Annotated in this window: 1 protein-coding gene; it reads left to right on the forward strand. The window is 49.5% G+C overall.

Annotation, left to right across the window (positions count from 1 at the left end; translation table 11 throughout):
- On the forward strand, window positions 1–1,001 hold a 1,001-nt coding region (ubiM, locus tag ACTHS3_RS14710), incomplete at both ends, for a 5-demethoxyubiquinol-8 5-hydroxylase UbiM (RefSeq protein WP_440368334.1).

Consider the following 1,001-nt stretch of genomic DNA (forward strand, 5'->3'; position numbering starts at 1 on the left):
ATCATGCAGCGATTGGGTATGTGGGATTTGATTCCAAAAGACGAAATTTATCCTTTGCGCGATGCCAAAGTGTTGAACGGTCATTCCGATTACCAGCTCCACTTCCCGCAACCGACAGAGGCACGCGGTGAGCCTGCGGACTGCTTGGGCTATTTGATTTCCAATCACAACATCCGTAAAGCCGCTTATGAAGTCGTGTCCAAATTGGATAACGTCAAAATCTTGACCGGCACCAATGTTAAAGAAGTTAAAACTTCCGACAATGAGGCGCAAGTTATTTTGGAAAGCGGCGAAGTATTGACCGGCCGTCTGTTGTTGGCCGCCGATAGCCGCTTCTCGCAAACGCGCCGTCAATTGGGCATTTCTTCCGATATGCACGATTACAGCCGCACTATGTTTGTGTGCCGCATGAAGCATACTTTGTCTAATCTGCATACCGCATATGAATGCTTCCACTACGGCCGTACCATTGCGTTGCTGCCTTTGGAAGAGCATTTAACCAATACGGTGATTACGGTGGACAGCGATAAAGCCGAGACGATTAAAAACATGTCGCCGGAAGAATTGGCAGCCAGCGTGAAAGAGCAACTCAAAGGCCGTTTGGGCGATATGGAATTGGCCAGCACCATTCACAATTATCCTTTGGTCGGCATGATTGCCCAACGTTTCTATGGCAAACGCAGTGCGTTGATCGGCGATGCTGCGGTCGGTATGCATCCGGTTACTGCGCACGGCTTCAACTTGGGCTTGGCAAGTGCCGATCTTTTGGCTAAATTGGTTCTCGAAGCAGAGCAACGCGGTCAGGATATTGGTGCGAAGAGCCTGCTGGAAAAATACAGCACCAAGCATATGCTCCACGCCCATCCGATTTACCACGGCACCAATATGCTGCTGAAACTCTTTACCAATGAAACTGCTCCGGCGAAACTGCTGCGCGGTTTGGTATTGCGTGCAAGCAATAACTTCCCGCCGCTGAAAAAACTGATTACCAAACAATTGAC

Source organism: Neisseria sp. P0009.S007 (assembly GCF_051962515.1).